Below are 26032 nucleotides of genomic sequence, written 5' to 3' on the forward strand. Positions count from 1 at the left end.
CCGTGCCCGAGCGGCAGGACGACGGTGAGGCGGGGCTGTTCGCCGACAGCGCCGCCCCGTCGCCGGTCGAGAAGGAGACGCCGCACTACCACGGCCACCGCGACCGCCTGCGGGAGAAGTTCTCCGCCGCGGGGCCCGACGCGCTGCCCGATTACGAGCTGCTGGAGCTCGTCCTGTTCCGGGCGATTCCCCGGCGCGACGTGAAGCCCCTCGCCAAGGCGCTGGTCGCCCGGTTCGGCAGCTTCGCCGAGGTGGTCAGCGCCGAGCCGGCGCGGCTCATGGAAGTGGAGGGCGTGAGCGCCGGGGTCGCGTCCGACCTCAAGGTGATCGAGGCCGCGGCGCGGCGGCTGGCCCGGGGCGCGATCCGCGAGCGCGCGCTCCTGGGCTCGTGGAGCGCCCTGCACGAGTACCTGCGCGCCACCATGGCGTTCGCCCCGCGCGAGGAGTTCCGCGTCCTCTTTCTCGACAAGCGCAACCACCTCATCGCCGACGAGGTGCAAGGGCGCGGCACCGTCGACCACACGCCGGTCTACCCGCGCGAGGTCGCCCGCCGGGCGCTCGAACTGTCGGCGACGGCCATCATCCTGGCCCACAACCACCCGTCCGGCGACCCGGCCCCGTCGGCGGCCGACGTGGCGATGACCCGCGAGATCGTGGCCGTCCTGGCGCCGCTCAAGATCGTGGTCCACGACCACGTGATCCTCGGCCGAAACGGTCACGCCAGCCTGAAAGGCCTGAAGTTGATCTGATCCTCCGGCCTCCTTGAGCGTTATCGCCCGCGGATATAGCCATGATCGGGTGGCGCGCCTCTTGCCTCAAGAGCGGGAGCGTACGGGAGGAGCGAGATGGCGGTGACGGCCTTCGACGAGATGAACGGGATCGGCGCGGCCGATCCGGCGGCCGTCCGCGACGCCTACGGCCAGCTCAAGGCCTGGCTCGACTCCACGCCGCCCGAGCATTTCAACACCCGCCGCAGCCAGGCCGAGCTGCTGTTCCGCCGGATCGGCATCACCTTCGCGGTCTACGGCGACAACGAGTCGACCGAGCGGCTGATCCCGTTCGACATCATCCCCCGGGTGATCACCAAGCCGGAATGGGCCTTCCTGGAGCGCGGGCTGACGCAGCGGGTCACCGCCATCAACCTGTTCCTCAAGGACATCTACGGCGCCCAGGAATGCATCAAGGCCGGCATCATCCCGGCCGACCTCGTCTACCGCAACGCCCATTACCGCATGGAGATGCGGTCCTTCCGCGTGCCGCACGACCTCTACGTGCACATCGCCGGCATCGACATCGTCCGGACCGGCGAGAACGACTTCTTCGTGCTGGAGGACAACGCCCGCATCCCGTCGGGCGTCTCCTACATGCTGGAGAACCGGGAGGTCATGCTGCGCCTGTTTCCGGACCTGTTCTCGAAGCACCGGGTCGCGCCGGTGGAGAACTACCCGGACGCCCTGCTCGCCACCCTGCGCAGCCTCGCGCCGGGCTCGGCGACCCGGGACCCGACCGTCGTGCTGCTGACCCCCGGACGCTACAATTCCGCGTTCTACGAGCACTCGTTCCTGGCCGACAAGCTCGGCGTCGAACTGGTGGAGGCGTCCGACCTCTTCACCAAGGACGACGTCGTCTACATGCGCACCACCGAGGGGCCGCGGAAGGTCGACGTCATCTACCGCCGCCTCGACGACGACTTCCTCGACCCGCTGGTCTTCCGCCCGGACTCGGTGCTCGGCGTGCCCGGCCTGATGAACGCCTACGAGCGCGGCTCGGTCACCCTCGCCAACGCGGTCGGGACCGGCATCTCGGACGACAAGGCGGTCTACAGCTACATGCCGGAGATCGTGAAGTTCTTCACCGGCGAGGAGCCGATCCTGCACAACGTGCCGACCTATCGGTGCCGCGAGAAGGACGCGTTCGCGTACGTGATGGACAACCTGTCCGACCTGGTGGTGAAGGAGGTCAACGGCTCGGGCGGCTACGGGATGCTGGTCGGGCCGCATGCCAGCAAGCGCGAGCTCGACGACTTCGCCAAGAAGCTCAAGCACGCCCCGGACGGGTTCATCGCCCAGCCGACCCTGTCGCTCTCCACCTGCCCGACCTTCGTGGCCTCGGGCGTCGCGCCCCGCCACGTCGACCTGCGGCCCTTCGTGCTGTGCGGGGCCGACAAGATCCGCATCGTTCCGGGCGGCCTGACCCGGGTGGCGCTGAAGGAAGGCTCCCTGGTGGTCAATTCCAGCCAGGGCGGTGGCACCAAGGATACCTGGGTGCTCGACGCCTGAGCTCCGCGATATCCGGACGTTCCGAGGCGCGGACACCGTGGTCCGCACGACTTGGCTGAAGACCGATGCTCTCCAGGACTGCCGACAACCTCTTCTGGCTCTCCCGCTACGTCGAGCGCGCCGACTTCGTCGCCCGCATCCTCGACGCGGCGCACCGATTCGCGTCGCTGCCGACGAGCTACGGCGGCGGCGGGAGCAACGAGTGGGAATCGGCCCTCGCCTCCGCCGGCGACCCCGACGCGTTCAAGACTCATTACAGCGCGATCAACGCCGACACGGTCTGCGACTTCCTGGCCTTCAGCCCGCACAACCCCTCCTCGATCCGTTCCTGCATCGAGGCGGCCCGCGAGAATGCCCGCTCGGTCCGCACGGCGCTCACCACCGAGATGTGGGACGCGATCAACGGCGCGTGGCTGGAGCTGCGCAACTACGCCGGCAAGGACCTGAACCGCGACGAGTTCGGCCGCTTCCTCGACTGGGTGAAGACCGTCTCGCTGACCTTCGACGGCTCGGCGTTCCGGACGATGCTGCGCAACGACGCCTTCTGGTTCACCCGGCTCGGCACGGCGATCGAGCGGGCGGACAACACCGCCCGCATCCTCGACGTGAAGTACCAGATCCTGCTGCCGCACGACGAGACGGTGGGCGGCAGCCTCGACTACTTCCAGTGGACCACGATCCTGCGCGAAGTGTCGGCGTTCAACGCCTACCACTGGGTCTACCGGGAGAGCATCAAGCCGCTGCTGGTGGCCGACCTCCTGATGCTCAACAAGCAGATGCCGCGCTCCTTCGCGAACTGCTACGGCGTGATCGTCGAGTATCTCGACCTGATCGCCGACGCCTACGGCCGCCGGGGCCCGAGCCAGCGCCTCGCCGGAAACATGTTGGCGAAGCTGGAGGGCGAGGATATCGACCGGGTCTTCGCCACCGGGCTGCACGAGTTCGTCGAGGCGTTCATCGCCGAGAACAACAAGGTGGGCGAGGCGATCGCGAAGCAGTATCTGGTCGGCTGAACAGGACGGACAGGACGGCGCATGCGCATCCGCGTGGTTCACGAGACCATCTACACGTACGAGCAGCCCGCCCGCGGGCTCGTGCAGGTCCTGCGGCTGACGCCGCGCGACCATGATGGGCAGTACGTCCGCGGGTGGCGGATCGACACCACCGTCGACGGGCGGCTGACCGCCCGCGAGGACGGGTTCGGCAACGTCGTCCACTGGTTCACCCCGGACGAGCCGGCCGACGCCCTGACCATCCGGGTCACCGGCGAGGTCGACACCGACGACACACACGGCGTCGTGCGCGGCACGGTGGAGCGCCTGCCGGACGAGTTCTACCTGCGCGACACGGACCTGTGCGCCGCGAGCCCGGAGCTGCACGCTTTCGCGGAGCGCGTCGCCGCCGAGGACGACGGTGCGACCTTGGCCCGACTCCACCGGCTGATGGGGGCGGTCCACGGTGCTGTGGCCCACGAGCCCGGTCCCGCGAGCGGCGCGGTGCCGGCCGGCAAGGCGTTCGCGGCGGGCCGCGGGATCTGCCAGGATCTCGCCCACGTGCTCATCGCCGCCGCCCGCCACATCGGCATCCCGGCGCGCTACGTCGCCGGCTACCGGGCCCGGGAGGACGGGCAGGCGGATGTCGAGGCGCCCCACGGCTGGGTCGAGGCCCTGGTGCCGGATCTCGGCTGGGTGGCGTTCGACCCGTGCTACGATGTCAGCCCGACGGACAACTACATCCGCGTCGCCACCGGCCTGGACTATCTCGGGGCGGCGCCGATCCGCGGCAGCCGGACCGGCGGTGGCACCGAGACACTGGACGTGAAGCTCCGGGTCGAGCAAGGCAGGGCCGCCGCTCAATCCTGACCGTCCCGACCCCGGTCCGCCGACCGCACGAGAGCCCGAAAACGATGACCTACTGCGTCGGTGTCCTGGTGGAGGAAGGGCTGGTCATGGTCGCCGATACCCGCACCAATGCGGGGCTCGACGACATCTCGACCTACCGCAAGCTCCACCATTTCAACGTGCCGGGCGAACGGGTGATGATGCTCGCCTCCGCGGGCAACCTCTCGATCACCCAGTCGGTCCTCAGCCTGCTCCAAGAGGGCGTGCCCGGCGAGGAGGAGGGTGAGCCGCCGCAGAAGCTCGTCGAGGCGCCGACCATGTTCCAGGCGGCGCAGCTGATCGGCCGGGCCATCCGGCGGGTGCGCGCCATCGAGAAGGACGGGTTCGAGGCGGCCAATATCCGGTTCTCGATCTCGCTGCTGTTCGGCGGCCAGATCGGCACCGGGGAGATGCGGCTGTACCTGATCTACTCCGCCGGCAATTTCATCGAGTGCAGCACCGACGCGCCGTTCCTCCAGATCGGTGAACACAAGTACGGGAAGCCGATCCTCGACCGGGCGGTGAAGTACACGACCGACCTCTATGACGCCCTCAAGGTGAGCCTGGTCTCAATGGATTCGACCATGCGCTCCAATCTGGGCGTCGGCCTGCCGATCGACATCGCGGTCGCCCGCCGGAACGCGCTGACGCTCGAGGTGAACCACCGGATCGAGGCCGGCGAGGGCTACTTCCACGATCTGCGCGAGCGCTGGTCGGCGGCGCTGCGCGCGGCGCACCGGGCGATCCCGCGCCCGCCCTACGGACCGTCCAACGCCTAGAGCAACCACAGCATCGGCCGTCTTGCTCCGCTGCGCTCGCCGGGACGGGGGCAGATTTCTACGTGGCTGTCCGAGCCGCTGAAGACTCCGCTGCGCCCCAGGCCTTCAGGAGCGCCCGGGTCGCCTCGGCCGGATCCATCGCCCGCATCGGGCCGCCCATGACGGCGAAGCCCGCCGCCCCCGCCGCGCGACAGGCCCCGATTACCTCCGGACCGACACCGCCCAGAGCCACGATCGGCAGGCCAGCCGCGCGTGCGGCGGCGAGGCCCTCCGATCCGAGAGCCGGTCCGTAACCGGGCTTGCTCGTGGTCGTGAAGATGGGGCTGAGGGTTACGTAGTCGGCGCCGGCCCGCGCGGCGGCCGCGGCCTCACGCGGCGCGTGCGCGGAAACGCCGATGAGCGCAGCCGCGCCCAGGGTGGCCCGTGCCGCCGCGATCGCCTCCGGTCTCCAGCCGCCGCCGAGATGCAGGCCGTCGGCACCGAGCGCGCGCGCGAGCGCGACATCGCCTCCGATCGTCAGGACGCCGTTCGCGGCCCGCACGCGCTCGGCCACGCGCGCGCCGAGGCGCAGGCGGGCATCCGCCTCCAGGTCCCTGTCGCGGAACCAGATCCAGCGCCCGCCGCCGTCGAGGACCGCCTGGACGGTCTCGGCGAGGGGCCGCGGATGCCCGTGCCGGTCCGTCACCGCGAGCAGCGGCGACGGCAGCGCCCTCACGAGCCGACGAGGCCGAGCTGCGGGCTCGACGGCTCGGCCCGGCCGCGGCGAGGGATCCGCCCGGCGCGGTGCGCGTCGCGCCCGGCCTCCACGGCCCGGCCCATGGCGCGAGCCATCCGCACCGGATCGTCGGCCTTGGCCACGGCGGTGTTGATCAGGCAGGCGGAGGCGCCGAGCTCCATGGCGATCACCGCGTCCGATGCGGTGCCGATGCCGGCATCGACCACCACCGGCACCGTCGCCCGGCGGCAGATCAGCTCCAGGTTGGCCGGGTTGGCCACCCCCATGCCGGAGCCGATCAGCGAGCCCATGGGCATCACGGCGGCGCAGCCGAGATCTTCCAGGCGCTGGCACACGATCGGGTCGTCGTTGCAGTAGGGCAGCACGACGAAGCCGTCATCCACGAGATGGCGGCAGGCCTCGATCAGCTCCATCACGTCCGGGTAGAGCGTCTCCCGGTCGCCGATCACCTCGACCTTGATCCAGTTGGTGTCGAGCGCCTCGCGGGCGAGCTCGGCGGTCATGATCGCGTCCCGGGCCGTCTCGCAGCCGGCGGTATTCGGCAGGAAGCGCTTGCCCTTCAGGATCTTGACCGTGTCCGAGCCGTGGCCCTGGAGCGAGACCCGGCGGATCGAGGCGGTGACCACGTCGGCGCCGCTCGCCGCGACGGCGTCGCGCATGATCGCCTGCGTCGGGTAGCCGGCGGTGCCGATGAACAGCCGGGACGACAGCCTCACCCCGGCGATGGTCAGGCTGTCATCCCCGCCCTCGGGGCGCGGCGGCAAGTGACTCTGGTCCATGCTCAACCTCCCTGCATGGCGCGGACGATCTCGACCCGGTCGCCCTCCGCGACCGGTGTCTCGCCCCAGTCCCGGCGGCGCAGAACGCGGCCGTTCAGCGCGATGGCGACGCCCTGCGGGCTCTCGATGCCGCTCTCCTCCGCCTCCAGGCGGAACAGGGCGTCCACCGTCTCGACCGCGCACTCGCGCGGCTCACCGTTGACGAGGAGTTTCATGCCGAGGCCCTCAGCGCTTCCGGCTGGCCGAAGCGCGCGCGGGTGAAGGGACGCGCCACCTCCGGCAGCGCGCCGCGCAGCACCAGCGCGGCGATCGCGTCGGCGGTGACCGGGGCGAGCAGGTAGCCGTTGCGGTGATGCCCGGTGGCGGCGACGAGGCCCGGCGCGATCGCGTCGAGGATCGGTGCGTCGTCGTCCGAGGTCGGTCGGTAGCCGCTCCACACAGCCTCCACCTCCATCTCCTCGATGCCGGGCAGCACCCGGCGGGCGCCCTCCAGCAGGGCGTAGAGCCCGCCCGCGGTGACGCCGGGACGGAAGCCGCAATCCTCCACGGTCGCGCCCACGACGAGCTGGCCGTCGCTCTTCGGGGCCATGTGGACCTGCTCGGTCCAGACCATCCGCGCCAGGGTACCGGTCCGGGCGGTGGTGCGCAGGGCCAGGGACTGGCCCTTCAGCGGGCGGACCGGAAGGGCGAGCGCGTCGGGCAGCAGGCCGCCCTCCCCGCTCCAGGCGCCGGAGGCGAGGACGACGGTCTCGGCCGCGACGACGCGGTCGCCGGCGCGGATCCCGGTCACGCGGCCGCCCGACCAGTCCAGGGCGGTGACGGGGGTCCGCTCAACCAGGATCGCGCCGGCGCGGCGGCAGGCCTCGGTAAGGGCGTCCATGACCAGACGGGGATCGACCTGATGGTCGAGCGGGCAGTGGATCCCGGCGGTGACGGAGGGGCGCAGGCCCGGCTCCAGGCGCCGGACCTCGCTGCCCGGCAGCCACGTGGCCTCGAGCCCCGAGCGGCGCTGAAGGTCGAAGCGGAAGCGCAGGCGCTCGACCTCGTCGCGGCCGACCGCCAGCACCAGGGTGCCGTCGGCGCGGTAGTCGATCGCCCGGCCGGACGCGGCCTCCAGGGCGTCGCGGAACGCGGGCCAGAGCCGCAGCGAGTCCAGGGCGAGCGGCAGCAGCGGATCGGAGCCCGGCTCGTGCTCGGCGGCGGGGGCCAGCATGCCGGTGGCCGCGAGGCTCGCGCCCGCCCCGATCGTGTCCCGCTCCAGCACCGTCACGGCGCGGCCGGCCCGGGCGAGGCGCCACGCGATCGACAGCCCGATCAGCCCGCCGCCGACCACGGCGACGTCCGTTCGCGCCGGAAGGGTCGCCGGCGCGACGCTGCCGTCCGGGTTGCGGCGGCGGCCGATCGGTGAGGCGGGTCGGTCGAGGGGCACAATCATCTCCGCGGATTGCCGTCGCGGAGATCGGGCCGTGCGCTTCGGTGAGAAGCTGTGGCCTGCCTTTCAGGCGGCCGCGGTCCAATCCCTACGCCGGTATGAGCCGGATCAGGTTCGAAGGATTTCCGCGCCGCAGGTCCTGACGGACGTGCCAGCGGTTTCTCAGCCCCTTGCCGGGGATCTCCCTGGAACAGACGCAGATGTGGCTCCCCGGCCGCTGCCGGTCAACCCCGCGCCGCGAGCATCCAGTCGTTCCCGCGACAATCCGCGGATCCCGGTGACGATCTGGACACCAAGCGGAGCGGAATCGGCGCGCGCGCCGCGGCGGCGACCGCGATCGCGCACCATCCCTTCACCGGTCTGGCATCTCATCACCGGGATTCCGGAACGTCTCCGGTCGCCGGCACTCCACGTCACGGGCGGACTCGCGTGCGCGCAATCCTATTGATCTGCCTGCTCGGCTTCCTCGGTGTCACGGCCGCCTTGAAGCTGCGCGACGGCATGAGGCCGGCGCCGGTGGCCCTCGCCGTCACGCCGCCGCCGGAGCCCGTTCCCGCAGTCGACGCCGCCGGCGTGGCTCTCCAGGCCGGGCGCAACGGCCACTTCTTCGTCAACGCGCTGCTGGACGGCCGCTCGCTGCCGATGATGGTCGATACGGGAGCGAGCGCCTGCGCGTTCTCCGAGGAGGATGCCGCGCGGATCGGGATCCGGGTCACTCCGGCCGATTTCACCCGCGTCTGGAACACCGCGAACGGCACGGTCCGCGTGGCGCCGATCCGGATCGCCATCGTGCAGATCGGATCGATCACGGTCCGGGACGTCGATGCGGTCGTGATCCCGCGCGGGCTCCTGTCGACGAGCTTGCTGGGCATGTCGTTCCTCAGGCGTCTGCGCGATTTCGGCATCTCCGGCAGCACGATGACGCTCAGGGGCTGAAGCGGCCGGAGATCGACGCTGATCTGTCTGGCCGAGGCGCGCCTGTGGCGGGCCCCCGGGCTTGCACCACGGGATCGGCTGCGGGCCCAACGCCCGCGCCGATGACCTACGGCGTTCGGGCCTCGTGCCAGCCCGATGGCGGGTGTCTCCTTATTCGCTCGATCAGTCTATCGGTCGCGGGTATTTGCAGTCATAAGACCGTGGGCCGGAGTATTTATATATAACTGGCCGATTATATGTTGTTTCAGATATTTAATCCAAATTTTGTCGAAGGATATGTTTGTTTTGTCAGCGCATTCCGGCAATGCTAGGAGCGTTCATGACTGCGCATCCGACACGTGAGCGCACGACGGGACGGCTTCGGCATGAAGAATCGCGGATCGACGATCTGTTTGTCCATGATCGTGAAGGACGAGGCCCACGTTATCCGGCGTTGCCTCGATTCTGTTCGTCCGATCATCGATCATTGGATCGTCGTCGATACCGGCTCGACGGATGGAACCCAGGATGTCGTCCGTGCCGCGCTCGCGGACATACCGGGTGCCCTGGTCGAGCGCCCCTGGGTTGATTTCGCCTTCAACCGGAACGAGGCCTTGAAACTCGCGCGGCGTCACGCGCAGTACGCATTGATCATCGACGCCGACGATGAGCTGATCATCCCGGCGGACTTCACGATGCCGAAGCTGCGTGCGCCCGGCTATCGGTTCGAGATCATCGACGCGCACACGCGGTACTGGCGCAACCAGCTGGTCAGCACCCGGGAGAACTGGCGTTACCGGGGCGTCCTGCACGAATTCCTCAGCTGCCCCGGCGTGACAGAGACACCGATCCTCCCCCTCGCGATGCGTCGGGGCGACGACGGTGCCCGCCACCGCGACGCGACGGCGGACGCGCGGGATATCGCCGTCCTCGAGAAGGCGCTGGCGGTCGAGACGGACCCCTTCATGATCGCCCGGTACACGATGTACCTCGGCACCACCTACGACGCCGCCGGCGAGTACCGGAAAGCGTTCGCCTGTTTCCTGAAGCGGGCCGATCTCGGCGGATGGGACGAGGAGGTCTATTTCAACCTGCTGATGGCCGCGGTGAACGCGGAGCGCCTCGACGAGCCGGAGGACAGGGTGCTGCAGCTCTACGAGCGCGCCACCGCAATCCGTCCGGGGCGGGCGGAGGCGCGCCACGGGGCCAGCCGATTCTGCAGGCTGAGGAAGCGGTTCGCGGAAGGCTATCGTTACGCCGAGGCGGGCTTGGCTCTCGAGCTTCCGAGCGAGGGCATCTCCCTGAACCCGTGGGTCTACGAGTACGGCTTGCTCGACGAGTTCGCCCTCAACGCGTACCACAGCGGCCAGTTCAGCGCCTGCGGACATGCCTGCCTGAAGATCCTCGAGCGGGCGCATGTCCCGCGGGAGGTCGCCATACGCGCCGGCGCCCTGGCCCGGGACGTGATGGCGCAGATGATCGATCCGGTCTGGGGTTGCCGGCACACACCCTACGCTCTGCCGTTCGTGCCGACGTGGTGACACGCACCGCGCGCGGATCGCCCGCGAGCCTCAGATCGCGGCGGATCTCCGCGAGCGCCGCGTGACGTCGGGTCCGATCGGAGGGCCGCTCAGCTGGACTTGCGCGGCCGCAGGAATTTCGGCCGGAACACCGCCATGGGCTCGTCGAAGCCGTTGAGCCGGTGCTCTCCCATTGGGATCGGGTCTCCCCAGAGGAAGTCCACGAAGGGCTTCGACATCAGCAGCGGCTCGCCGAGGGCGCGGTTCAGCTGCGCGATGCGGCTCGCGAGGTTCACGTCGCGGCCGATCACCGTGAAGTCGAGGCGTGAGCCGGACCCGACATTGCCGTAGGCGGCCTCGCCGTGGTGGAGCGCGATGCCGGCGGCCACCGGCACCGGGAACTGGTGCAGGGCGTTCGCCTCGTCGAGGGCCGCCAGGGCGTGCTGGGCCGCCGTGAGCGCGCCCTTGGCCGCGCCGCCCAGATCGTCGCCGGTTTCCCGGAAGATCGCCAGCAGGCCGTCGCCGAGATACTTCAGGACCTCGCCGCCCTCACGCTCGATCGGCGGCACGAGGCAGTCGAAGAACACGTTGAGCAGGCCCACCGCCTCCTCCGGCGTCATGTCGGCGGTGGTGCGGGTGTAGTCGCGCATGTCGGCGAACAGGATCGCCGAGCGGATCCGGGTCACCTGCCCGCGGCGGATGTCGCCGGCCAGGATCGCCCGGTGCGGCTCGTCGCCGACATAGAGCCGGAGCACGTGGTCGAGCTGCTTGTTGAGGACGCGCATCTCCATCACGGCCGCCAGCGCCGGCATGACGAAGCGGAGGATCGCGATGTCGTCGTCCCGGAACCCCTCGGGGGCCCGCGTGGCGAAGGTGATGCCGTTCTGCGTGCCGTTCGTGAAGAACAGGGGCGCCACGACGTAGTGGGTGTAGCCGCCGGCCTTCAGGTCGGGAACGATCGCGTAGGCGTCGTCCGGAGTCTTCGACAGGTCGAGGATGAGCCACTCCCCGGTCTCGTGGACCGTGTGGAACGGGCTGTTGAGGTACGCGTCCGTCGAGCGGGCCCCGTGGGGGAACAGCCGCACGGTGGTGCCGCCGTCCCGCGTCCAGATTCGACCGACGCCGGCATATTCCGAGTGCAGGGTGTCGATCGCCGTGGAGGCCCGGTCCACCGGCACGCCGATCGCGATCAGGCGCTCGGCGAGCCCGGCCAGCATCTCCTCGGCGTTGGGCATCCGCGCGCCCTCGCCGAGAAGCCAGTCGCGGATGCCCACGGAGGGCTGGAGCGCGCCGAAGGGCACGTCGTCGGCCTCCGAGCCGTCCGCGAAGGCCGTCGGGGATCCGGGCGTTGGCGGGCGGCGTTCGAGCATGGCGCCAGACTGGATGCCGCGCGGCACCGTGGCAACGCGGGCGACGGGGAAGCGCCGCGCGGTTCGCGGCGCGGGCTCAGTTGTCCAGGAAGCTCCTGAGCTTCCGGCTGCGCGAGGGATGCTTCAGCTTCCGCAGCGCCTTCGCCTCGATCTGGCGGATGCGCTCGCGGGTCACCGAGAACTGCTGGCCGACTTCCTCCAGGGTGTGGTCGGTGTTCATGCCGATGCCGAAGCGCATGCGCAGCACGCGCTCCTCGCGGGGCGTGAGCGAGGCGAGCACGCGCGTCGTGGTCTCGCGCAGGTTCGACTGGATCGCCGCGTCGATCGGCAGGACGACGTTCTTGTCCTCGATGAAGTCGCCGAGGTGGCTGTCCTCCTCGTCGCCGATAGGCGTCTCGAGGGAGATCGGCTCCTTGGCGATCTTCAGGACCTTGCGGACCTTCTCCAGCGGCATGGCCAGCTTCTCGGCCAACTCCTCCGGGGTCGGCTCGCGGCCGATCTCGTGCAGCATCTGGCGCGACGTGCGGACGATCTTGTTGATCGTCTCGATCATGTGCACCGGGATGCGGATGGTCCGGGCCTGGTCGGCGATCGAGCGGGTGATCGCCTGACGGATCCACCACGTCGCGTAGGTCGAGAACTTGTAGCCGCGGCGGTACTCGAACTTGTCGACCGCCTTCATCAGGCCGATGTTGCCCTCCTGGATCAGATCCAGGAACTGCAGGCCGCGGTTCGTGTACTTCTTGGCGATCGAGATCACGAGGCGCAGGTTCGCCTCGATCATCTCCTTCTTGGCCTGCCGGGCCTCGCGCTCGCCCTTCTGGACCATGTTGACGATGCGGCGGTACTCGCCGATCTCCAGGCCCGTCTCCGAGGCGAGGTCGAGGATCTGCGCGCGCAGCTCCGCCACCTGCCTCGAGCCGCGCTCGACCAGGTTCTTCCAGCCCTTGCCGCCGAGCGTACCGACGCGCTCCATCCAGTTCGGATCGAGCTCGTAGCCCTGGTAGTGGCGCAGGAACTCGTCGCGGGCCACGCCGTGGCTCTCGGCGAAGCGCATCAGCCGGCCCTCGTGGCCGATCAGCTGCTTGTTGATCGAGTAGAGCTGGCCGACCAGCGCCTCGATGCGGTTGTTGTTCAGAGACAGGGACTTCACGTCGGCGACGACGATGTCCTTCAGCTCGATCTGCTTCTGGTTCTGGGCCGGGGTGTTCTGCTCGCCGGCGGCCTTGCGCTCGGTGCCCTCGATCTGGAACTTGCGCAGCTTGCGGTAGTTCGCGGCGATCGCGTCGAAGGTCTCGAGGACCCGCGGCTTGATCTCCGCCTCCATGGCGGCGAGCGAGACGTTGTTCTCGAGGTCGTCCTCGTCGTCGCCACCCTCCGGCGGCGCGGGCGGCTCCGCGTCGTCCCCGCCATCCTCGCCCTCGGCGATCTGCGGCGCGTTCTTGCCGTCCGGGCCCGCGTAGGTCGCCTCGAGGTCGATGATGTCGCGCAGGAGGACCTTGCCCTCCACGAGCTCGTCCCGCCAGATGATGATCGCCTGGAAGGTCAGCGGGCTCTCGCAGAGGCCCGCGATCATCGCCTCGCGGCCGGCCTCGATGCGCTTGGCGATGGCGATCTCGCCCTCACGGGACAGGAGCTCCACCGAGCCCATCTCGCGCAGGTACATGCGCACCGGATCGTCGGTGCGGTCGGTCGGCTCCTTGGTGGTCGTGGCGACCGCGACGGCGCGCGCCGGCGCGACCTCGGCGACCTCGCCGCCTTCGGCCTCCTCCTCCTCGCCGTCCGCGGCCTTCTCGCCCGCGGCCTCGTCGGTCTCCTCGGCCTCGACGACGTTGATGCCCATCTCGGAGAGCTGTGAGAGCACGTCCTCGAGCTGGTCCGGATCGGACTGCCCCTCGGGCAGGACCTCGTTGACCTCTTCGTAGGTCACGTAGCCGCGCTTCTTGGCGAGCTTGACCATCCGCTTGACCGAAGCATCCGTCAGGTCGAGGAGCGGCCCGTCGGTCTGCTGCTCGGGGGCAGCGTCCGTCTCGTCCCGTTCCGTTGCCTTCGTCGCCATGATCAGCCTATTGTTTCGCACGCGGCGCGTAGCGGAGGCCCCGATGAGGCCGGTCCACGCCGTCGGCGCCGCTGTATGAGATCGGCGCCGGATCGCTCCGGTCGCCGTGAGTCGTCGGTTTCCGTATGCAAGCCCGAGGCTTGACCGATTGTTAACTATGGCGGGACACGTCACCCCGCCACCGCCATGACACAGGCATCACACGGCCGTCGAGTCGCTCGACACCGGTGCATCGGCCTCCGCCTCGGCGGCGATGACGGTTTCCAGCCTCGCCTTCACTTCGCAGAGCCATGCCCACCCGGCATCGGTCGGATCGTCCTCAAACGCCTGCCGTGCTTCGCGAAGTTCGCTATGTAGCGCTCCTGCCTGCCGGTGCAAGATCATCGCCTGTCGGAGCGCGTCTGCGCGGTGGGCAGGATCGGCGTGCGGGGCCAGGGTCGTGCGGTCCCGCGAGCGGGCCAGGGCGAGGATTCGGTCGGCCGCCCCTGTGAGTCCGGCGCGATTGATGCGGTTCTGCAACACCTCGGGCGCCGTGTCCTCGTCCTCGGCCGCGCAGGCCAGCAGGACCGACAGCAGCGCCCGGGCGTCGGGATCGGCGAAGTCGAGCTCGGCCGCCTCCTCTCCGAACTCCGCCATCATCTCGGGATGGGCCAGCAGGGTGCCGACGATCACCGCCTCGCGCACCGGGGCGGCGCCCGTGAAGCCCGCCGAGGCCGTCACCGAGGGACTCGGGCTCCCGGTGATGCGCGGCGAGACGGGCTCGCCGGGCCGGGCGAAGCGCTGGCGTCCGCGCGGGGCCGCGCCGGCGGCGCGGTTGGCGCGGGGCGACAGGCCGCGCAGGCGCTCCTCGACATCGTCGCGGTAGTAGCGCCGCACGGTCTCGTCGCGGATCGTCGCGACGGTGGTGCGCAGGGTCTGGGTTAGGCCGGCGCGGCGCTCCGGCGTGTCGACCGGTCCCGCCTCGAGGGCGCGCCGCCACAGCAGCTCCGAGAGGGGAAGCGCGGCCGCGAGCACCTGGTCGATGGCCGTCGGGCCGCCCGAGCGCAGCAGGTCGTCCGGATCCTGGCCGCCCGGCAGCAGCGCGATCCGCAGCGAGCGGCCGGGCTCGAGGAGCGGCAGCGCGATGTCGAGGGCCCGGAAGGCCGCCCGCTGGCCGGCCTTGTCGCCGTCGAAGCACAGGATCGGCTCGTCGGCGTGGCGCCAGAGCAGCCCGAGCTGGTCCTCGGTGAGAGCGGTGCCCAGCGGCGCCACCGTCTCGGGATGGCCCGCGAGCGTCATGGCGATGACGTCGACGTAGCCCTCCACCGCGATGATCGAGCCGCGATCATGCGCGGCCTTGCGGGCGCCGTGCAGGTTGTAGAGCGTCCGGCCCTTGTGGAAGAGCGGCGTCTCCGGCGAGTTGAGGTACTTGGCGCGCACCTCCTTGGCGAGCGCCCGGCCGCCGAAGGCCACGACCCGGCCGCGGGTGTCGGTGATCGGGAACATCACCCGGTCGCGGAAATAGTCGTAGGGGACGGAGACCCCCTCCCCCGCCGCGAGCAGGCCGAGTTCGACCATCAGCGCCTTCTCGACCCCCTGCCCGGCGAGGTGGTCGCGCAGGGCGTAGCGCTCGCCCGGCGCGTAGCCGAGGCGGAAGGCCAGCTGCGTCTCGTCCCGCAACCCGCGCCGCTCGAGATAGGCGCGGGCCTCGCTGCCCTGGCCCGACCGGAGGCGCTCCTCGAACCAGCGCGCGGCCATCTCCATGACCTCGATCGCCCCGGCCCGCTTCTGCTCGCTGGCCCGGTTGTCCTCGGTGGGCGCCGGCAGGCTGACGCCGGCCTCGCCCGCCAGCCGCTCGACCGCCTCGGGGAAGCTGAGGCCCTCCGTCTCCATCAGGAAGGTGAAGATGTCCCCGTGCTTGGAGGACGAGAAGCAGTGATAGAACTGCTTCTGATCGTTCACGTAGAAGGATGGCGTCTTCTCGGCGTTGAACGGCGACAGGCCGCGCCACTCGCGTCCGGCCTTCTTCAACTGCACGCGGCGGCCGACCACCGACGAGGCCGGCAGCCGGGAACGGATCTCTTCCAGGATGTGGGGCGGATAGCGCACGGGGCCTGGGACGGGTTGCGTGAACCCGCTCCTATAGCGCGAGAGGCGTGACCGAGTCCCTCACACGCCCGGAATCCGGTGGAGGATTGCGGGGAGAGGTTCAGCCCTTCGCCGCCAGCGCGGCCTTCACCAGGCCGCTCGCCTTGCCGAAATCCATGCGGCCCGCGAAGGTGCCCTTCAGGGCGGCGATCACCTTGCCCATGTCCTTCGGGCCGGCCGCGCCGGTCTCGAGGATCGCCGCCTCGACCGCGGCCTTCGTCTCGGTCTCGTCCATCTGCTTCGGCAGGAACGTCTCGACGATGGCGATCTCGGCGCGCTCGTTGGCGGCGAGTTCCGGCCGGCCGCCCTGCTCGTAGACCGCGGCCGATTCGGTGCGCTGCTTGATCATCTTCTGGAGCAGCGACAGGATCTCCTCGTCGGAGATCGGCTCCTTGCCGTTGCCGCGGGCCTCGATGTCCCGGTCTTTCAGGGCGGCCTGAATCATCCGGACGGTCGCCAGCCGCTCCTTGTCGCCGGCCTTCATGGCCTCCTTCATCTCGGTGGTGAAGCGCGCGCGCAGCATCTCGATGAACCTTCCAACGGTCGAAGCGGGGGGCTGGCCTGCGATTTGCGGGTGTTGAGCCCTGCCGGCAGCGGAGCCACATTGACCCCATCGCGGGCCGCTCGCTAAGAGCGCCGCACACGATCATGCCGCAAGCCGAGAGCGCCGCAACCCGGCGCCCGCCTTCGGCCGGACATAAGCGAGACTCAGCCCATGCTGCAAGACGCCGCCGCGCATGCCCCCGAGCCTCAGGCTCCCGAGCCCTGGGCCGAGCCCGTCGCGACGGCCCTGCTGGTGCTGGCCGACGGCACCATCCTGGAGGGATTCGGCATCGGCCAGACCGGCGTGGCCGACGGCGAGGTCTGCTTCAACACCGCGATGACCGGCTACCAGGAGATCCTGACGGACCCGTCCTATGCCGGTCAGATCGTCACCTTCACCTTCCCGCATATCGGCAACGTCGGCACCAACGACGAGGATCTGGAGAGCCTGGAGGCGGCGCCGGCCTCGGGCGTCCGCGGCACCGTCATCGCCTCGGCGGTGACGAACCCGTCGAACTGGCGGTCCTCGTCGCATCTCGACGGGTGGCTCAGGGCGCGCGGCATCGTCGGCATCACCGGCGTCGACACCCGGGCGCTCACGGCCCGCATCCGCGACCAGGGCATGCCCAACGCCGTGATCGCCAACGATCCCCAGGGCAATTTCGACCGCGAGGCCCTCAAGGCCCGCGCGGCGGCCCTCGCGCCGATGGAGGGGCTGGACCTCGTTCCGCCGGTGACGAGCCGCGCGCCGTCGGAATGGTCCGAGACCGTCTGGGCGCTGGGCAACGGCTACGGCACGCGCGCACCCGGCGAGGGCCTCAGGGTCGTGGCCATCGATTACGGCGTGAAGCGCAACATCCTGCGCCTCCTCGCCCAGGCCGGCTGCGACGTCACCGTCGTGCCGGCCACCACGACGGCCGAGGAGATCCTGGCGCTGAAGCCGGACGGCGTGTTCCTGTCGAACGGCCCCGGCGACCCGGCCGCCACCGGCGCCTACGCGGTCCCGGTGATTCGCAAGCTCCTGGACGAGAAGGTGCCGACCTTCGGCATCTGCCTCGGCCACCAGCTGATGGGTCTGGCCCTCGGCGGCCGGACCGTGAAGATGGGCCAGGGCCACCACGGCGCGAACCACCCGGTGAAGGATAAGACCACCGGCAAGGTCGAGATCGTGTCGATGAACCACGGCTTCGCGGTGGACCCGGACAGCCTGCCGGAGACGGCCGTGGAGACCCACGTGTCGCTGTTCGACGGCTCGAATTGCGGCCTGACCCTCACCGACCGCCCGGCCTTCTCGGTGCAGCACCACCCGGAGGCCTCCCCCGGCCCGCGCGACAGCCACTACCTCTTCGAGCGCTTCGTGACGCTGATGCGCTCGGGCGAACCCGAGCGCGCCTGACGCGTCGTCCTCGCGAGCGCCGCGGAGCCGCGGCGCGGCCTTTCAGTCCTGCGTCCCGACCCCAATCGGGCCGCGGCGGGGCCATAAAATCCGCCAGATCGGACGGCTTAAGGGAGCCCACGACGGCCCCTGAACGGCGGCGCATCCGCGCCCGGCGACGGCGGCCCGTCGCAGGGGATTGCCGGATGACCATCGACGAGGCGCGCGACGATTTCTCCCGCCTGCACCGCAGCTTCACCTTCCATCTCGGCGTCGCCGCGGGCCTGTCCTGGCTGACCGCCCTCTACGCCGCCGTCTACGCCCCCTGGGTGCGCAACATCCGGGCGCTGATCGATCCGACCGGCGGCTTCGACCGCGTCGAGAGCACGGTGTCCTACCTCTTCGCCATGCCGGCGGTCCTCGCCCTCGCCTGGGTCTCGGTCTATTTCGGCCGCGAGGCCCTGCGCCGCGCGCAGACGCTCTCGAACGTCGCCGTGGAATTCGCGGCCGCCGCATTGGTGGCCTTCGGAGTGTTCTACCTCTCGATCGACCGGGCGGTCGCCGCGCTCCACGCCGGCTTCTGAGACGGATCGGGGCGGCCAGAGCCGCCCCGGCGCCTACTGGACCTTCTCGAACAGCGGCTCGAACCGCTTGGCGGCCAGCTTGTTCTGCGGCACCGCCCGGGCCGCCTCCAGGTTCTCGGGCCTGTCGCCGACCTGGACGAGGCCGACCATCCCCATGATGTAGTGCGGCGAGCACTTGATGCCGTAGAGGCCGGGCTTGTCGAAGGTCACGGCCTCCTCCTTGCCGACCACCGTCTTGAACGGCGTCGCGCCCTCGGGCGCCATCCCCTTGATCAGCTCGGCATTGTGACCCTTGTCGGCCGGCACGAACCGCACCGTGTCGCCGGGCTGGATTTTCACGAAGGCCGGGTCGAAGACCATCATCCCGCCCGGACCGCTGTTCAAAGTCTTGATGGCGACCTCCGAAGCGTTCGCGCCCGTTATCGAGCCGATCAGAAGTATCGCGAAGAGTGTCGCTGGCCTGGGCATTTTCAGTCTCGAACGATGATGATGTCGATCGGCGCGCTAGCCGATCCATCGGAGCTTAAGGTCCGGTGTCGATTTCCTGCAAGAAATCGATGAATTCTTGTGAGAATTTATAAATCCTCCAAATCGAAGGATCGATGCCGCATCCATGCGCCGGGCGCGCGGCCAGACTGCGCGGTTGTCCCGGCCTTCCAATGCGCCCGTCGCCCGTGTAAACGCGGGGCTCAACGACATTCCCGCCACGCGCGTCCGGGAGCAGGGCTCAGTCGAGCCGTGCCCGATCGGGCGCGCTTGGCCTGAGAAGGCCCACGATGCCCAAACGCACCGACATCTCCTCGATCCTGATCATCGGTGCGGGTCCGATCATCATCGGACAGGCCTGCGAGTTCGATTATTCCGGCACTCAGGCCTGCAAGGCGCTCCGCGAGGAGGGCTACCGCATCGTCCTGGTGAACTCGAACCCCGCGACCATCATGACCGACCCGGACATGGCGGACGCGACCTACGTCGAGCCGATCACCCCGGAGATCGTCGCCAAGATCATCGAGAAGGAGCGCCCCGACGCGATCCTGCCCACGATGGGCGGCCAGACGGCGCTCAACTGCGCCCTGTCGCTGCAGAAGATGGGCGTGCTCGCGAAGTACGGCGTGCAGATGATCGGCGCCACCGCCGAGGCCATCGACAAGGCCGAGGACCGGAGCCTGTTCCGCGACGCCATGACCAAGATCGGGCTCGACACCCCGAAATCGGCGCTAGCCAACGCGTCCGCCGCCAAGAAGGCGGACCGTCAGGCCTACCTGGCCGAGATCGCCAGGATCGAGGCGGCGAACAGCGATCCGGCGGCGCGCCAGGCCGCGCTGGCGGCCTACGAGAAGAGCTGGGCCGCGGGTGAGACCGAGCGGCGCAAGCGCTACGGTGAGCACGCGATCGGGCAGGCGCTGATCGCTCTGGCCGAGGTCGGCCTGCCGGCGATCATCCGGCCGTCCTTCACCATGGGCGGCACCGGCGGCGGCATCGCGTACAACCGCGAGGAGTTCCTCGACATCGTCGAGCGCGGCATCGACGCGTCGCCGACCAACGAGGTGCTCATCGAGGAGAGCGTGCTCGGCTGGAAAGAGTACGAGATGGAGGTCGTCCGGGACCGGAACGACAACTGCATCATCGTCTGCTCCATCGAGAACATCGACCCGATGGGGGTCCACACGGGCGATTCGATCACCGTCGCGCCGGCGCTGACGCTCACCGACAAGGAGTACCAAGTGATGCGCGACGCATCGCTGGCGGTGCTCCGCGAGATCGGCGTCGAGACCGGCGGCTCCAACGTGCAGTTCGCGATCAACCCCGAGAACGGGCGCATGATCGTGATCGAGATGAACCCGCGCGTCTCGCGCTCCTCGGCGCTCGCCTCGAAGGCGACCGGCTTCCCGATCGCCAAGGTCGCGGCCAAGCTCGCGGTCGGCTACACGCTCGACGAGATCGCCAACGACATCACCGGCGGCGCGACGCCGGCCTCGTTCGAGCCGACGATCGACTACGTCGTCACCAAGATCCCGCGCTTCGCCTTCGAGAAGTTCCCGGGCGCCGAGCCGACGCTGACCACCGCCATGAAGTCGGTGGGCGAGGCCATGGCGATCGGCCGCTGCTTCGCCGAATCGCTTCAGAAGGCTCTGCGCTCGCTCGAGACCGGCCTGACCGGCCTCGACGACATCGAGATCGAGGGGCTCGGCAAAGGCGACGACCACAACGCCATCAAGGCGGCGATCGGCACCCCGACCCCGGACCGGCTGCTCAAGGTCGCGCAGGCCCTGCGGCTCGGCGTGAGCCACGAGCAGGTCTACGCCTCCTGCAAGATCGACCCGTGGTTCCTGGAGCAGCTTCAGGCGATCATCGATCTGGAGAACCGCGTGAAGGCCCACGGCCTGCCGAAGACGGCCGGCGCCTTCCGCCAGCTCAAGGCCGCCGGTTTCTCGGATGCCCGCCTCGCGGTTCTGGCCAAGACCGACGAGGCCGCCGTCAGCGCGGCCCGGCGCGCCCTGGCGGTGCGCCCGGTCTACAAGCGGATCGACACCTGCGCGGCCGAGTTCAAGTCGCCCACCGCCTACATGTACTCCACCTACGTGGCGCCCTTCGCGGGCGCGGTGGTCGACGAGGCGCAGCCCTCGGACCGCAAGAAGGTCGTGATTCTCGGCGGCGGCCCCAACCGCATCGGCCAGGGCATCGAGTTCGACTATTGCTGCTGCCACGCCTGCTTCGCGCTGTCGGACGCCGGCTACGAGACCATCATGGTCAACTGCAACCCGGAGACGGTCTCGACCGACTACGACACCTCGGACCGGCTCTACTTCGAGCCGCTGACCGCCGAGGATGTGCTGGAGATCATCGAGACCGAGCGGCAGGCCGGCACCCTGCACGGCGTGATCGTGCAGTTCGGCGGCCAGACCCCGCTGAAGCTCGCCCGCGCCCTCGAGGCCGCCGGCGTGCCGATCCTCGGCACTTCGCCCGACGCGATCGACCTCGCCGAGGACCGGGACCAGTTCAAGCGGCTCCTCGACAAGCTCGCGATGAAGCAGCCGAAGAACGGCATCGCCTACTCGGTCGAGCAGAGCCGGCTGGTGGCCGAGACGCTCGGCCTGCCCTTCGTGGTCCGCCCGAGCTACGTGCTCGGCGGCCGCGCCATGGCGATCATCCGCGACGAGACGCAGTTCGCCGACTACCTGCTCGACACGCTGCCGAGCCTGATCCCCTCCGAGGTGAAGGCCCGCTACCCGAACGACAAGACCGGCCAGATCAACACGGTGCTGGGCAAGAACCCGCTCCTGTTCGACCGCTACCTCTCGGACGCGGTCGAGGTCGATGTCGACGCGGTCTGCGACGGCAAGGACGTGTTCATCGCCGGCATCATGGAGCACATCGAGGAGGCCGGCATCCATTCCGGCGATTCGGCCTGCTCGCTGCCGCCGCGCTCGCTCTCGCCCGAGATCGTGGACGAGCTGGAGCGGCAGACCAAGGCCATGGCGCTGGCGCTCAACGTCGTCGGGCTGATGAACGTCCAGTACGCCATCAAGGATGGGGTCATCTACGTGCTGGAGGTGAACCCCCGCGCCTCGCGCACGGTGCCGTTCGTCGCCAAGGTCATCGGCGAGCCGATCGCCAAGATCGCCGCCCGGATCATGGCCGGCGAGCCGCTCGAGACCTTCGGCCTCAAGCCGAAGACCCTGCCGCACATCGCCGTGAAGGAAGCGGTCTTCCCCTTCGCGCGCTTCCCCGGCGTCGACGTGCTGCTCGGCCCGGAGATGCGCTCGACCGGCGAGGTGATCGGGCTCGACGCCAGCTTCGGCGTTGCCTTCGCCAAGAGCCAGCTCGGCTCCGGCACGCAGGTGCCGAAGGCGGGCGCCGTGTTCGTCTCGGTGCGGGATGCCGACAAGGCCCGCATCCTGCCGACCATGAAGCTCCTGTCCGATCTCGGCTTCACCATCCTGGCGACCGGCGGCACGCAGCGCTACCTCGCGGAGAACGGCGTTCCGGCCGAGCGGATCAACAAGGTTCTCGAGGGCCGGCCGCATGTGGTCGACGCGATCAAGAACGGCGGGATCCACCTCGTCCTGAACACCACCGAGGGGGCCGGCGCCCTCTCGGACTCGCGCTCGCTCCGGCGCGCGGCCCTCTTGCATAAGGTGCCGTATTACACCACTCTAGCCGGCGCGATGGCCGCGGCCGAGGGGATCAAGGCCTATCTAGAAGGCGATCTCAAGGTCCGCGCGTTGCAGGAATACTTCGCGGCCTGAACCTCAGGGTTCCGCTGACTTCATTTCATGGCCCGGGGAGAGTGCTGCACTCTCGGCCGGGCCTCTTCATTGTGGCGCGAGACGATGGCGATAGACAAGGTTCCGATCACGGTGCGCGGGCTGGCAGCCCTCGAAGAGGAGCTGAAGCACCGCCAGCAGGTGGAGCGCCAGCGCATCATCCAGGCGATCGCGGAGGCCCGCGCGCTCGGCGACCTGTCGGAGAACGCCGAGTACCACGCCGCCAAGGAGGCGCAGTCCCACAACGAGGGCCGCGTCCTCGAACTGGAGAGCATGATCGCGCGGGCCGAAGTGATCGACGTCACGAAGCTCTCGGGTGACAGGATCAAGTTCGGCGCCACCGTGAAGCTCGTCGACGAGGACACGGAGGAGGAGAAGACCTACCAGATCGTGGGAGAGCCGGAGGCCGACGTGCGCTCGGGCCGGGTCTCGATCACCTCGCCGATCGCCCGTGCGCTGATCGGCAAGGGCGTCGGCGACACGGTCGAGGTCACCACGCCCGGGGGCGGCAAGTCCTACGAGGTCGTCGCCGTCCAGTACGGCGGCTGAGCGGATGCGCCCGCGTACGTGGGGCCGGCTCGCCGGCCTGCTCCTCGGTGCCGTCGCGGGGTCCGCGGCGGCGAGCGACTTTCCGCCGACTCCGGTCTTCTCCGACGTCCGGGTCGACGTGCGGCCGCTCCTGAACAAGGGCGCGGGGCTGCAGGCCGAGGCGCTGGCCGGCGACCTGACCGACGCCCTGCGGAAGAACTTCGCCGGTCGGATCAGCGGCCGCGGGCCGCGCCTCGTCGTGGTCGTGACGAGCTTGTCGCTCCGGCCCTATGTCGGCAGCGGCTCCCTGCGCGGCCTGGGCGGCAATTTCGAGACCGACTACATGGAGGGCGAGGCGCTGCTCGTCGGGCCCAAGGGGCAGGTGCTCGGGCGCTACCCGCAGATGACCGCGACGCCGTCGAGCTACGGCGGCGCGTGGTACGATCCGCAATTCGAGCAGCGCCGGCTCGCCGCCATCGCCGACATCTACGCCCAGTGGCTCGCCCGCGACCTGCCGCGGGATTAGAAGGCGGCCGCCGGCCCCGGTCGGCAGCGTGGGGCGTATCCGGTGAGGAGCATGGCAAGCATCGACGTGTCGGAGGCGCAGAGCGCGCCGGTCAGCAATTCGGACCCGCGGCGCGAGCGCCTGCCCGAGCTCGCCCGCGCCCGCGCCTGGATCGTCACGGACGGCAAGGCCGGCGACGAGAACCAGTGCGTCGGCATCGCCGAGACCCTGGGTCTCGACTTCGAGATCCGGAAGGTGCCGGCCTCAGGACCATTCGGCTGGATGGCGCCCTGGGGGCCGATCGACCCGCGCGAGGGCCCGCGCCGCCGGGCCGGCGCCCTGTCGGGCCCCTACCCCGACATCCTGATCGCCTCCGGCCGCCGGTCGGTCCCGTACCTGCGGACCGTGCGGCGCGCGACCGGCGGCCGGACCTTCACGGCCTTCCTGAAGGATCCGCGGACCGGCGCCGACAGCGCCGACTTCATCTGGGTGCCGGATTACGACGATCTGCGCGGTCCCAACGTCTTCACCACGCTCACGGCGCCGCACCTCGTCACCGCGGCGCGCCTGGCCGCGGCCCGGGCCCGGCCGGATCCGCGGCTCGCGCGCCTCGACGGCCCGCGGGTGGCGGTGCTGGTCGGCGGCGACAGCCGTCACCTGAGCTACCGCAAGACCGACATGAACCGCCTCGTGGAGGATCTGCGCGGGCTGGCCGCGCAGGGCTGCCGGCTGATGGTGACGATCTCCCGCCGGACGCCGAACCCGCTCCGCGACGCCGTGAAGGTGCTCGCCGCCGAGACCGGGGGGTTCCTCTGGGACGGGAGCGGCGACAACCCCTACGTGGCCATGCTGGCGCTCGCCGAGGCGATCGTCGTGACCTCCGACTCGGCCAACATGGTCAGCGAGGCGGTGTCCACAGGCGCGCCGGTCCTGCTGTTCGACCTGCCGCGTACCTATATCCGGCATCGGCGCATGTTCGCCGGGCTGGCGATCGCCGGGGCGCTGCGACCGTTCACCGGTCAGTTGGCAGATCTGACGTACAAGCCGATCGACGCGACTCCGGTGATCGCCCGGGCGCTCGCCGACGCCTATGCCGCGCGCCGCGCGGCCGGACCGGCCTGAGGAGACCGAGACAGATGGCCCACACCCACGCCAAGCTCGTGATCATCGGCTCGGGACCCGCCGGCTACACGGCGGCGATCTACGCCGCCCGCGCCATGGTCGAGCCGCTGCTGATCTCCGGCTTCCAGCCGGGCGGCCAGCTCATGATCACCACGGATGTCGAGAACTACCCGGGCTTCGCCGAGGCCATCCAGGGCCCCTGGCTGATGGAGCAGATGCGCCTCCAGGCCGAGCACGTCGGTACCCGTATCGTCTCGGAATACATCACGAAGGTCGATCTCAAGCAGCGGCCGTTCCGCCTCGAGGCCGATTCCGGCGAGACCTACTCGTGCGACGCCCTGGTCATCGCCACCGGGGCGCAGGCCAAGTGGCTCGGCATCCCGTCCGAGGCGGCGTTCCAGGGCGGCGGCGTCTCGGCCTGCGCGACCTGCGACGGGTTCTTCTTCCGCGGCAAGGACGTCGTGGTGGTCGGCGGCGGCAACACCGCGGTCGAGGAGGCCCTGTACCTCGCCAACATCGCCAGCAAGGTGACGGTGGTCCACCGCCGCGACAGCTTCCGCGCCGAGCGGATCCTACAGGAGCGCCTGTTCAAGCACCCGAACGTCGAGGTGCTGTGGCACCGCGAGATCGCCGAGATCTGCGGCGTGCAGAAGCCGGCACCGAACGTGACGCACGTCCGTCTCAAGGATCCGCGTTCGGGCGAGATCAGCGAGGTGAAGGCCGACGGCGTGTTCGTGGCGATCGGCCATCAGCCGGCGACCGCCATCTTCGAGGGTCAGCTGCCCATGCGCCACGGCGGCTATCTCACCGTGAAGCCCGGCACGACCGAGACCGAGATCCCGGGCGTGTTCGCCGCCGGCGACGTCACGGACGACGTCTACCGCCAGGCGATCACCGCCGCCGGCATGGGCTGCATGGCGGCTCTGGAGGCGGAGAAGTTCCTGGCCAATCTCGAGATCGGCGAGAGCCCGGTCCAGGCCGCCGCGGCGGAATGACGGCCGGATAGGCTTCCGCACTTCTCGCGCGAAGCCGTCGGGCCCGGCATTTCAACAAGTTCGCGCTGCTTATGCTTGCGCAGGACCATGCACCGTGTGCATAGGAGTGCTGACTGCGCCGGGATGCACCGATTGCATGCCCGCGCGGTGTCGAGAGCGGCCATCCGCACGCGGCACCGCGCAGTTCGCCCGGTGATCTGCCCGCCGCTTCGCGCCCCTTCTCCACCCCGGGCGCG

23 protein-coding genes and 1 riboswitch are annotated in these 26032 nt (G+C 69.8%); of the genes, 14 read left to right on the top strand and 9 right to left on the bottom strand.

All coding sequences use genetic code 11. From position 1 onward, the window contains the following. The first annotated feature begins 2 nt into the window (after window positions 1–2). From radC to ABIC30_RS05015, 5 genes are all read left to right on the top strand, one after another. The gene (radC, locus tag ABIC30_RS04995; protein WP_020093519.1) at window positions 3–749 is read left to right on the top strand and encodes a RadC family protein; all 747 of its coding nucleotides are present in this window, start codon (window positions 3–5) and stop codon (window positions 747–749) included. Between the two features lie 96 nt (window positions 750–845). Beyond that, complete coding sequence (locus ABIC30_RS05000) at window positions 846–2279, top strand: circularly permuted type 2 ATP-grasp protein (RefSeq protein ID WP_020093520.1); 1434 nt, start codon at window positions 846–848, stop codon at window positions 2277–2279. Between the two features lie 65 nt (window positions 2280–2344). Then, window positions 2345–3292 (top strand): alpha-E domain-containing protein, encoded by a 948-nt coding sequence (locus ABIC30_RS05005; RefSeq protein ID WP_020093521.1) that lies wholly within the window; start codon window positions 2345–2347, stop codon window positions 3290–3292. Window positions 3293–3313: 21 nt separating this feature from the next. Next, the gene (locus ABIC30_RS05010; protein WP_020093522.1) at window positions 3314–4141 is read left to right on the top strand and encodes a transglutaminase family protein; all 828 of its coding nucleotides are present in this window, start codon (window positions 3314–3316) and stop codon (window positions 4139–4141) included. A 44-nt stretch (window positions 4142–4185) separates the two neighbouring features. Next, window positions 4186–4938: a proteasome-type protease gene (locus tag ABIC30_RS05015; protein ID WP_020093523.1), complete on the top strand. Its 753-nt coding sequence runs from the start codon at window positions 4186–4188 to the stop codon at window positions 4936–4938. 58 nt (window positions 4939–4996) lie between these two features. Here the strand turns inward: ABIC30_RS05015 and ABIC30_RS05020 are convergent, their stop codons facing one another. The 4 genes from ABIC30_RS05020 to thiO are packed head-to-tail and all read right to left on the bottom strand — an operon-like array spanning window position 4997 to window position 7888. Beyond that, entirely contained in the window at window positions 4997–5653 is a 657-nt protein-coding gene (locus ABIC30_RS05020; protein WP_331326403.1) for a thiamine phosphate synthase, read from the bottom strand. Next, on the bottom strand, window positions 5650–6453 hold the full coding sequence (locus ABIC30_RS05025) for a thiazole synthase (protein WP_020093525.1): 804 nt from the start codon (window positions 6451–6453) through the stop codon (window positions 5650–5652). Before ABIC30_RS05025 ends, ABIC30_RS05020 begins: the two co-directional genes overlap by 4 nt. A 2-nt stretch (window positions 6454–6455) precedes the next feature. After that, window positions 6456–6668 carry a sulfur carrier protein ThiS gene (gene thiS, locus ABIC30_RS05030; protein ID WP_020093526.1) on the bottom strand — a complete coding sequence of 71 codons (213 nt, stop codon included), beginning with the start codon at window positions 6666–6668 and terminating at the stop codon, window positions 6456–6458. Continuing rightward, window positions 6665–7888, bottom strand: coding sequence for a glycine oxidase ThiO (thiO, locus tag ABIC30_RS05035; protein WP_331326404.1), 1224 nt, complete (start codon window positions 7886–7888; stop codon window positions 6665–6667). The genes thiS and thiO overlap by 4 nt, the downstream gene beginning before the upstream one ends. Before the next feature lie 64 nt (window positions 7889–7952). Next, window positions 7953–8081, bottom strand: a riboswitch (TPP riboswitch). Between the two features lie 233 nt (window positions 8082–8314). Between thiO and ABIC30_RS05040 the strand changes: the two genes are divergently transcribed. Together ABIC30_RS05040 and ABIC30_RS05045 are read left to right on the top strand one after the other, a co-directional pair. Further along, window positions 8315–8821, top strand: a complete 507-nt coding sequence (locus ABIC30_RS05040; protein ID WP_244526933.1) for a retropepsin-like aspartic protease family protein — start codon at window positions 8315–8317, stop codon at window positions 8819–8821. 398 nt (window positions 8822–9219) lie between these two features. Next, window positions 9220–10341, top strand: coding sequence for a glycosyltransferase (locus ABIC30_RS05045; protein ID WP_354454290.1), 1122 nt, complete (start codon window positions 9220–9222; stop codon window positions 10339–10341). Between the two features lie 89 nt (window positions 10342–10430). Here the strand turns inward: ABIC30_RS05045 and ABIC30_RS05050 are convergent, their stop codons facing one another. The 4 genes from ABIC30_RS05050 to ABIC30_RS05065 all read right to left on the bottom strand — a co-directional run bounded on the left by ABIC30_RS05050 (window position 10431) and on the right by ABIC30_RS05065 (window position 16399). Further along, a complete protein-coding gene (locus ABIC30_RS05050) occupies window positions 10431–11690 on the bottom strand; it encodes an adenylate/guanylate cyclase domain-containing protein (RefSeq protein WP_020093530.1) in 1260 nt (419 codons plus the stop codon). A gap of 76 nt (window positions 11691–11766) precedes the next feature. Continuing rightward, the gene (gene rpoD, locus ABIC30_RS05055; RefSeq protein WP_020093531.1) at window positions 11767–13749 is read right to left on the bottom strand and encodes an RNA polymerase sigma factor RpoD; all 1983 of its coding nucleotides are present in this window, start codon (window positions 13747–13749) and stop codon (window positions 11767–11769) included. A 198-nt stretch (window positions 13750–13947) separates the two neighbouring features. Continuing rightward, the gene (gene dnaG, locus ABIC30_RS05060) at window positions 13948–15837 is read right to left on the bottom strand and encodes a DNA primase (RefSeq protein WP_354454292.1); all 1890 of its coding nucleotides are present in this window, start codon (window positions 15835–15837) and stop codon (window positions 13948–13950) included. Window positions 15838–15937: 100 nt separating this feature from the next. Next, window positions 15938–16399 carry a GatB/YqeY domain-containing protein gene (locus ABIC30_RS05065; RefSeq protein WP_020093533.1) on the bottom strand — a complete coding sequence of 154 codons (462 nt, stop codon included), beginning with the start codon at window positions 16397–16399 and terminating at the stop codon, window positions 15938–15940. A 192-nt stretch (window positions 16400–16591) separates the two neighbouring features. Between ABIC30_RS05065 and carA the strand changes: the two genes are divergently transcribed. Together carA and ABIC30_RS05075 are read left to right on the top strand one after the other, a co-directional pair. Beyond that, a complete protein-coding gene (carA, locus tag ABIC30_RS05070) occupies window positions 16592–17815 on the top strand; it encodes a glutamine-hydrolyzing carbamoyl-phosphate synthase small subunit (protein ID WP_091977106.1) in 1224 nt (407 codons plus the stop codon). Window positions 17816–18000: 185 nt separating this feature from the next. Continuing rightward, complete coding sequence (locus ABIC30_RS05075; RefSeq protein WP_020093535.1) at window positions 18001–18378, top strand: hypothetical protein; 378 nt, start codon at window positions 18001–18003, stop codon at window positions 18376–18378. 33 nt (window positions 18379–18411) lie between these two features. On the opposite strand, the gene ABIC30_RS05080 is transcribed toward ABIC30_RS05075, so the two are convergent. Next, the gene (locus ABIC30_RS05080; RefSeq protein ID WP_354454295.1) at window positions 18412–18846 is read right to left on the bottom strand and encodes a pseudoazurin; all 435 of its coding nucleotides are present in this window, start codon (window positions 18844–18846) and stop codon (window positions 18412–18414) included. A gap of 308 nt (window positions 18847–19154) precedes the next feature. Here ABIC30_RS05080 and carB point away from each other — a divergent pair, with 308 nt between their 5' ends. The 5 genes from carB to trxB all read left to right on the top strand — a co-directional run bounded on the left by carB (window position 19155) and on the right by trxB (window position 25796). Next, window positions 19155–22628: a carbamoyl-phosphate synthase large subunit gene (gene carB, locus ABIC30_RS05085; RefSeq protein ID WP_331326408.1), complete on the top strand. Its 3474-nt coding sequence runs from the start codon at window positions 19155–19157 to the stop codon at window positions 22626–22628. Between the two features lie 90 nt (window positions 22629–22718). Next, complete coding sequence (gene greA, locus ABIC30_RS05090) at window positions 22719–23195, top strand: transcription elongation factor GreA (RefSeq protein WP_170855149.1); 477 nt, start codon at window positions 22719–22721, stop codon at window positions 23193–23195. A gap of 4 nt (window positions 23196–23199) precedes the next feature. Beyond that, window positions 23200–23700: a hypothetical protein gene (locus ABIC30_RS05095; protein WP_331326409.1), complete on the top strand. Its 501-nt coding sequence runs from the start codon at window positions 23200–23202 to the stop codon at window positions 23698–23700. A gap of 51 nt (window positions 23701–23751) precedes the next feature. Further along, window positions 23752–24801: a mitochondrial fission ELM1 family protein gene (locus tag ABIC30_RS05100; protein ID WP_020093540.1), complete on the top strand. Its 1050-nt coding sequence runs from the start codon at window positions 23752–23754 to the stop codon at window positions 24799–24801. A gap of 14 nt (window positions 24802–24815) precedes the next feature. After that, entirely contained in the window at window positions 24816–25796 is a 981-nt protein-coding gene (gene trxB / locus ABIC30_RS05105) for a thioredoxin-disulfide reductase (RefSeq protein ID WP_020093541.1), read from the top strand. Window positions 25797–26032 lie beyond the last annotated feature (236 nt).

The organism is Methylobacterium sp. 1030 (assembly GCF_040544715.1).
Taxonomy (GTDB): domain Bacteria; phylum Pseudomonadota; class Alphaproteobacteria; order Rhizobiales; family Beijerinckiaceae; genus Methylobacterium.

Excerpts from the sequence above, each read along its gene's own strand:
- ABIC30_RS05000 (WP_020093520.1), top strand. The coding sequence starts at position 846 with ATGGCGGTGACGGCCTTCGACGAGATGAACGGGATCGGCGCGGCCGAT.
- ABIC30_RS05005 (WP_020093521.1), top strand. The coding sequence starts at position 2,345 with ATGCTCTCCAGGACTGCCGACAACCTCTTCTGGCTCTCCCGCTACGTC.
- ABIC30_RS05010 (WP_020093522.1), top strand. The coding sequence starts at position 3,314 with ATGCGCATCCGCGTGGTTCACGAGACCATCTACACGTACGAGCAGCCC.
- ABIC30_RS05015 (WP_020093523.1), top strand. The coding sequence starts at position 4,186 with ATGACCTACTGCGTCGGTGTCCTGGTGGAGGAAGGGCTGGTCATGGTC.
- ABIC30_RS05025 (WP_020093525.1), bottom strand. The coding sequence starts at position 6,453 with ATGGACCAGAGTCACTTGCCGCCGCGCCCCGAGGGCGGGGATGACAGC.
- thiS (WP_020093526.1), bottom strand. The coding sequence starts at position 6,668 with ATGAAACTCCTCGTCAACGGTGAGCCGCGCGAGTGCGCGGTCGAGACG.
- thiO (WP_331326404.1), bottom strand. The coding sequence starts at position 7,888 with ATGATTGTGCCCCTCGACCGACCCGCCTCACCGATCGGCCGCCGCCGC.
- ABIC30_RS05045 (WP_354454290.1), top strand. The coding sequence starts at position 9,220 with ATGATCGTGAAGGACGAGGCCCACGTTATCCGGCGTTGCCTCGATTCT.
- ABIC30_RS05050 (WP_020093530.1), bottom strand. The coding sequence starts at position 11,690 with ATGCTCGAACGCCGCCCGCCAACGCCCGGATCCCCGACGGCCTTCGCG.
- rpoD (WP_020093531.1), bottom strand. The coding sequence starts at position 13,749 with ATGGCGACGAAGGCAACGGAACGGGACGAGACGGACGCTGCCCCCGAG.
- ABIC30_RS05065 (WP_020093533.1), bottom strand. The coding sequence starts at position 16,399 with ATGCTGCGCGCGCGCTTCACCACCGAGATGAAGGAGGCCATGAAGGCC.
- carA (WP_091977106.1), top strand. The coding sequence starts at position 16,592 with ATGCTGCAAGACGCCGCCGCGCATGCCCCCGAGCCTCAGGCTCCCGAG.
- ABIC30_RS05075 (WP_020093535.1), top strand. The coding sequence starts at position 18,001 with ATGACCATCGACGAGGCGCGCGACGATTTCTCCCGCCTGCACCGCAGC.
- ABIC30_RS05080 (WP_354454295.1), bottom strand. The coding sequence starts at position 18,846 with ATGCCCAGGCCAGCGACACTCTTCGCGATACTTCTGATCGGCTCGATA.
- carB (WP_331326408.1), top strand. The coding sequence starts at position 19,155 with ATGCCCAAACGCACCGACATCTCCTCGATCCTGATCATCGGTGCGGGT.
- ABIC30_RS05095 (WP_331326409.1), top strand. The coding sequence starts at position 23,200 with ATGCGCCCGCGTACGTGGGGCCGGCTCGCCGGCCTGCTCCTCGGTGCC.
- ABIC30_RS05100 (WP_020093540.1), top strand. The coding sequence starts at position 23,752 with ATGGCAAGCATCGACGTGTCGGAGGCGCAGAGCGCGCCGGTCAGCAAT.
- trxB (WP_020093541.1), top strand. The coding sequence starts at position 24,816 with ATGGCCCACACCCACGCCAAGCTCGTGATCATCGGCTCGGGACCCGCC.